Source organism: Archangium sp., from assembly GCF_036388035.1.
Classification (GTDB): domain Bacteria; phylum Myxococcota; class Myxococcia; order Myxococcales; family Myxococcaceae; genus Archangium.
Genome location: NZ_DASVSO010000137.1, coordinates 1 through 6,215 on the forward strand (window position 1 = coordinate 1; position 6,215 = coordinate 6,215).

The window sequence follows — 6,215 nt, forward strand, 5'->3', positions numbered from 1 at the left end:
GAGGCTCGGAGGGCCCAGCACGCCCACGCTCTGGCCCTGGGCGCGCAGGACCTCCACGCGCGAGCCCACGTCCATGAGCTCGGAGAGCACCACGCCCGCCCGGGGCGCGTAGTGCGAGGCGAGGCTGCCCGAGACGCGCACCGTGGACGAGGTGCGCACCGGCACCCGGCGCCCCAGGACGCGCTCGAGCTCCTCCACCGCCAGGCCTCCGGGGCGCAGCACCGCCGGCTCCTTGCCGCTCAAATCGACGATGGTGGACTCCAGGCCCACCGTGCACGGGCCGCCGTCGAGCAGCAGGTCCACCTCGTCCCCCAGGTCCGCCCGGACGTGCTCCACGGCGGTGGGGCTCACCCTGCCGAAGCGGTTGGCGCTCGGCGCGGCCACGCCTCCGCCCAGGGCATCCAGCACCGCCAGGGCGATGGGGTGATTGGGCACCCGCACCGCCACCGTGTCCTGGCCTCCGGTGACGGCGTCCGTGGCGCGAGCGCTGCGCGGCAGCACGAGCGTGAGGGGCCCTGGCCAGAAGGCCGCCGCGAGCCGGTGGGCCTCCTCGGGGACGTGGCGGGCCCAGGAGGACAGCTCCTCGGCGCGGGCCACGTGGACGATGAGGGGGTGGGTGGCGGGGCGACCCTTGATGGCGAAGACGCGGCGCACGGCCAGCTCGTCCTCGGCGTTGGCCGCCAGTCCGTAGACGGTCTCCGTCGGCAGGGCGATGACGCCGCCGCGCCGCAACGTTTCCACTGCCTGGGCGAGAAGGTCCGGGGTAAGCATGCCTGGGGACGCAATCTGGCCCCCGGAGGGGACGATGGGCAAGTCGCAGATGTTCGAGGCTCGCAGCCAGATGCCCGTGAGTGCCGAGGAAGTGTTCTCCTGGCATGCCCGCGAGGGGGCATTCGAGCGGCTACAGCCCCCCTGGGAGTCCGTGGAGGTCGTGGAGCGTCAGGGCGAGGGCATCCGCGAGGGCGCGCGGCTGGTGGTGCGCATGCGCCTGGGGCCGGTGCCCCTGCGGATGGTGGCGCGGCACACCCGGTACATCCCCGGCTCGCTCTTCCAGGACGTGCAGGAGTCGGGGCCCTTCTCCAAGTGGGTCCATACCCACCGCATGTGGGACGAGCCCTCGGCGGGCGGGGTGCTGGAGGACGAGGTGGAGTACGTGCTGCCGGTGGGGCCGCTGGGCCGGGTGTTCGGCGGCGGCTACGCGCGGCAGCGGCTGGAGCGGATGTTCGCCTACCGACACGCGGTGACGCGCGAGGACCTGCGGCGGCACGCGGCCTTCGCCGGGCAGGGGCCGCTGACGGTGGCGGTGAGCGGCGCGTCGGGGCTGGTGGGCGGCGCGCTGGTGCCCTTCCTCTCGACGGGAGGACACCGGGTGCGGCGGCTGGTGCGCGGGCGGCCCGAGGCCGGGGACATCGCCTGGGCGCCGGGGCAGGGCGAGACGGACATGGTGGCCCTGGAGGGCGTGGACGCGGTGGTGCACCTCGCCGGAGCGCCCATCGCCGACGGGCGCTGGACGGAGGAGCGCAAGGCCCTCATCCGCCGCAGCCGCGTCGAGGGCACCCGGGTGTTGAGCGAGGCCCTGGCGCGGCTGTCGCGCCCTCCCAAGGTGCTGGTGTGCGCCTCGGCCATGGGCTTCTACGGCAGCCGGGGCGACGAGGTGCTCACCGAGTCCAGCGCCTCGGGGACAGGGTTCCTCGCCGACGTCACCCGGGAGTGGGAGGCGGCCACCGCCGCGGCGGAGCAGGCCGGCATCCGCGTGGTGCACCTGCGCCTGGGCGTGGTGGTGAGTGCCCGGGGAGGCGCGCTGGCGAAGATGCTGCCCGCCTTCCAGGCCGGGGCCGGCGGTCGGATGGGAGACGGCCAGCAGTGGATGAGCTGGGTGTCCCTGGAGGATCTCCTCGGCCTCATCCTCTTCGCCCTGCACACCCCGGGGATGCGCGGGCCCGTCAACGCGGTGGCGCCCAACGCCGTGCGGCAGGAGGAGTTCGCCCGGACGCTCGGCCAGGTGCTCTCCCGGCCGGCGGTGGTGCCGGTGCCCGCGGCCGCGGTGCGGACCCTCTTCGGGGAGATGGGGGAGGAGACGCTCCTCTCGAGCGCCCACCTGCGCCCGGAGGCCGCCGAGCGCCAGGGCTTCACCTTCCTCCACCCCTCGCTCGAGCAGACCTTGCGCTTCACGCTGGGGAAGACGTCCGAGGGCCCCCGCTTCCGCTACAGTTGAGCGCATGATTCACGTCGAGGGGCTGACCAAGTACTACGGCAGCCGCGCGGCCATTCGGGACCTCGCCTTCCGCATCGAGCGGGGCGAGGTCATCGGCTTCCTGGGACTCAACGGCGCGGGGAAGAGCACCACGCTGAAGATTCTCGGGTGCGTGCTGTTGCCCACCTCGGGGCGGGTCGTCATCGACGGTTTCGATGTCGTGAGCCACCCGCACGAGGTGCGCCAGCGCATCGGCTTCCTGCCGGACACGCCGCCGCTCTATGAGGAGATGGAGGTGCGGGAGTTCCTGGCCTTCGTGGCGAGGCTGCGCGGTGTGCCGTCGCGCGAGGTGTCCGCGCGCGTCACCGAGGCCGAGGAGAAGACGGGCCTGCGCGACGTGGACGACGCGCCCATCTCCTCGCTGAGCCATGGCTACCGGCAGCGGGTGGGGGTGGCGCAGGCGCTCGTGCACCGGCCGGCGCTGCTCATCCTCGACGAGCCGAGCAGCGGGTTGGATCCCCGGCAGATCGTCGAGATGCGCTCGCTCATCCACGGGCTACGGGGGGCGCACACGGTGCTCGTCTCCAGCCACATCCTGTCGGAGATCAGCCAGACGTGTGACCGGCTCCTGGTCATCAAGGAGGGAGAGCTCGTCGCGCAGGGCACGGAGGCGGAGTTGGGGCAGCGGCTGGGCGGCGGTGGCTTCATCGAGGTGGAGGTGCGGGGGGAGCGGGAGCGGGTGCTGGCGGCGCTCGCGGGCGTGGGTCCGGTGCGGGTGCTGGGCGAGGCGGACGGCGTGGTGACGCTCCGGGTGGAGGCTCTGGCGGAGCAGCGGCCGAGGGTGGCGCGGGCGGTGGTGGGCGCGGACCTGGAATTGCTCCGGTTGGACCGGGGCGCGGAGAAGCTCGAGTCCCTCTTCCTGCGGCTCACCCATGGCGCGGAGGTGGGCCCTTCATGATGCGGACACTGCTCATCGCGCGCCGCGAGCTCGCGGCCTACCTGCGCACCTTCCAAGGCTACATCATCATCGCCATGGTGCTGGCGGTGGACGGCCTGCTCTTCAACGCCTATGCGCTGGGCGGGGTGAGCAAGCGCTCCTCGGAGGTGCTCTCGCTCTTCTTCTTCTTCTCCAGCGGCACCACCCTGGTGGCCTCGGTCTTCATCTCCATGCGGCTGCTGGCCGAGGAGCGACAGGCGGGCACGCTGTCCCTGCTGTACTCCTCGCCGGTGAAGGACCACGAGATTGTGTTGGGCAAGTTCCTCTCGGCGCTGGCCTTCCTGACGCTGATGACGCTGGCCACGGCCTTCATGCCGCTGCTGGTGATGGTGCACGGCAAGCTGTCCCTGGGCCACATCGCCGCCGGCTACCTCGGGCTGCTGCTGCTGGGCAGCGCGTCGCTGGCCATTGGCACCTTCGGCTCGGCGCTGGCGCGCAACCAGGTGCTGGCCGCCGTCCTCTCCGGGTGCATGCTGGTGGCCCTGCTGACGTGCTGGCTGCTGGCCCGCATCACCGAGCAGCCGCTCTCGGATGTCTTCGGCGCGCTGGCGCTGTGGAACCAGCACTTCCAGCCCTTCCAGGCGGGCGTGGTGCACGTGCGCGACGTCGTCTACTACCTGCTCGTCACCTATGTGGCCCTCTTCGCCGCCACGCGGGTGCTCGAGGCGCGGAGATGGCGGTGAGCCTCCGGCCCAACCCCTGGGTGTCCGCGCTGTACGTGGCGGGCCTGGTGGCCGTCTTCCTCGGCGAGCGTGTGGCGGGCGCGGGCCTGGAGCGGCTCGTGCTGAGTGGCCTCGGGTTGGCGTTGGGGGGGCTCGCGGGGGCGTGGCGCGTGGCGCGGGTGGTGCGCACCACGGGCGACTGGCGGGTGGTGGAGCGCTGGCTGCTCGGCCTCTTCCTGCTGGGAGGGCTGGGGGTGGTGCTCTACTTCCTCCAGTCGGACGCGGGGACGTCTGTATGGGGCGTGCCGCTGAAGAAGCAGGCGCCCCGGGTGGCGGTGGTGCTGGCGGCGCTCTTCCCCGCGCTGCTGACCGCCACGCTGCTGCCGCTCGCGCTGGTGGAGTTGGCGGTGGCGGCCATGGCCCGGGGGCCGGTGCTGGAGACGGGGAGGGTGCGCGACGCGCTGCACTCGGGGCTGGGGCTGGCCTTCGCCCTCATCTTCGCCTTCTCGGCCATGTTCGTGGCCACGCAGGCGGATGTCTCGTGGGACCTGGCGTACTTCCGCACCGCCCGGCCGGGAGAGGCCACGCGCAAGCTGGCGCACAGCCTCAACGAGCCGGTGGAGGTGACGCTCTTCTTCCCCCCCGCCAATGACGTGAGGCAGGCGCTGGAGCAGTACTTCCGCGAGCTGGCCCGGGAGTCCGGCCTCTTGAAGGTGGAGGTGCTGGACCAGGCGGTGGAGCCCGCGCGGGCGAAGGCACTGGGCGTGGGGGAGAACGGCTCCGTGGTGTTCAGCCGGGGCCCGCGCCAGGAGCGGCTGAAGGTGCCGCTGGAGCTGGAGCGCGCCCGGGGGCAACTCCAGCGGCTGGACGAGGACGTGTACCGGCGGCTGCGGGTGGTGTCTCGACCGAGGCGGGTGCTGTACCTCACCGCGGGCCATGGCGAGCGGGGTGTGCAGCCCCAGGTGGCCACGGCGCGGGAGAAGGCGCGGCCCGGCCTGTCCCAGCTCGAGGACTGGCTGCGCGTGCTGAACGTGGAGGTGCGCTCGCTGGGCGTCGCCGAGGGACTGGGCACGGAGGTGCCGCGTGACGCGGCGGTGGTGGCGGTGGTGGGGCCCGAGCGCGACTTCCTCCCGGAGGAGCTCGCCGCGCTGCGGCGCTACCAGGAGCGGGGTGGACGGCTGTGGCTCGCGCTGGAGCCGGACGGGCCCGGCCTGGAGCCGTTGCTGGAGCCGCTGGGGTTGAAGCTGTTGCGCGTCCCGCTGGCGAATGACCAGCGCTACCTGCGCACCGCCCACCAGCAGAGCGACAGGGCCAACCTGGGGACGGCGAGCTTCTCCTCGCACCCCTCGGTCGGGACGCTGGCCACGTTGGGCAGCGAGGCGGCCGTCGTCTTCCAGGGCGCGGCGGCGCTGGAGTCGATGCAGCCCTTGCCCCGTGGCCTGACGCACGACGTGTCGGTGCGGGCCCTCGGGGAGACCTTCCAGGATGCCAACCACGACTTCACTCCGGACGAGGGGGAAGTCCGGCGCGCCTGGCCCCTGGTGGTGGCGGTGGAGAAGGCGGGCGCCGGTGGGGCCTCGCCCGTGCGCGTGGTGGCCATGGGCGACGCGGACGTGCTGACCGACGGAGTCCTGCGCGCCTACGGCAACCCCTACCTGGCGATGGACTCGGTGCTCTGGTTGCTGGGTGAGGAGGAGTTGGCGGGCGAGGTGTCCAACGAGGAGGACGTGCCCGTGCAGCACACCCGCCAGCAGGACGTGGTGTGGTTCTACTCGACGGTCTTCCTCGGGCCCGCGGTGGTGCTGGGGGCGGGCTTCCTCGTGACACGGCGCCGGGGCCGGCGGCGTGCGCCCCCGTCTTCTCCAGAAGGAGGTGGTGCGCGATGAGGGCTCGGGGCGTGGCGCTCCAGGGGGCGCTGGCGGCGGTGGGGCTGGTCGCGGCCTACTTCGTCTGGCAGCGCGAGCCGGCGGGCCTTCCCGGTGAGGTGGTGGTGCTGGACGCGCCGAACCAGGCGCTGGAGCGCGTGCGCTACGAGGACTCGGCCGGCTGGGTGGAGCTGTTCCGCGAGGGCTCGGAGGACGGCGCGCTGTGGCTGCGGCTGGGGACGAAGCCGGGGGCGCGGGCTCCTCCACGCGTGCTGCGCGCCAACGAGACGGCGGAGAAGCTCTTCGCGCGCTTCGCTCCGCTGTGGGCCTCGCGAGGGCTGGGCGTGCTGGACGCGGAGACGCTCGCGGAGGTGGGGTTGAAGGACAGCCCCCGGAAGCTGGTGGTGACGCTGTCCACCGGCGAGCACACCTTCTCCCTGGCGGGCGCTTCGATTGGCTGGGGCAGCCCGTACGTGCGGCGGGAGGCGGATGGCACC

At 73.0% G+C, this 6,215-nt stretch carries 5 protein-coding genes and 1 pseudogene; 5 read left to right on the plus strand and 1 reads right to left on the minus strand.

The genetic code is table 11. The annotated features are described in order from the left end of the window. A partial coding sequence (locus VF697_RS06050; protein WP_331092535.1) for an L-threonylcarbamoyladenylate synthase occupies positions 1 to 771 on the minus strand: 771 nt, incomplete at its 3' end. A 34-nt stretch (positions 772 to 805) separates the two neighbouring features. On the opposite strand from VF697_RS06050, the gene VF697_RS06055 reads away from it, so the two are divergent. The 5 genes and pseudogenes from VF697_RS06055 to VF697_RS06075 all read left to right on the plus strand — a co-directional run. Next, complete coding sequence (locus tag VF697_RS06055) at positions 806 to 2,215, plus strand: TIGR01777 family oxidoreductase (RefSeq protein WP_331092539.1); 1,410 nt, start codon at positions 806 to 808, stop codon at positions 2,213 to 2,215. A gap of 4 nt (positions 2,216 to 2,219) precedes the next feature. Continuing rightward, on the plus strand, positions 2,220 to 3,152 hold the full coding sequence (locus VF697_RS06060) for an ABC transporter ATP-binding protein (RefSeq protein ID WP_331092536.1): 933 nt from the start codon (positions 2,220 to 2,222) through the stop codon (positions 3,150 to 3,152). Beyond that, positions 3,149 to 3,874: an ABC transporter permease gene (locus VF697_RS06065; RefSeq protein WP_331092537.1), complete on the plus strand. Its 726-nt coding sequence runs from the start codon at positions 3,149 to 3,151 to the stop codon at positions 3,872 to 3,874. Before VF697_RS06060 ends, VF697_RS06065 begins: the two co-directional genes overlap by 4 nt. Then, positions 3,865 to 5,739 (plus strand): Gldg family protein, encoded by a 1,875-nt coding sequence (locus VF697_RS06070; protein ID WP_331092538.1) that lies wholly within the window; start codon positions 3,865 to 3,867, stop codon positions 5,737 to 5,739. Before VF697_RS06065 ends, VF697_RS06070 begins: the two co-directional genes overlap by 10 nt. Continuing rightward, positions 5,736 to 6,215: pseudogene (locus tag VF697_RS06075) on the plus strand (hypothetical protein); the annotation flags it as partial. The gene VF697_RS06070 and the pseudogene VF697_RS06075, both read left to right, overlap by 4 nt.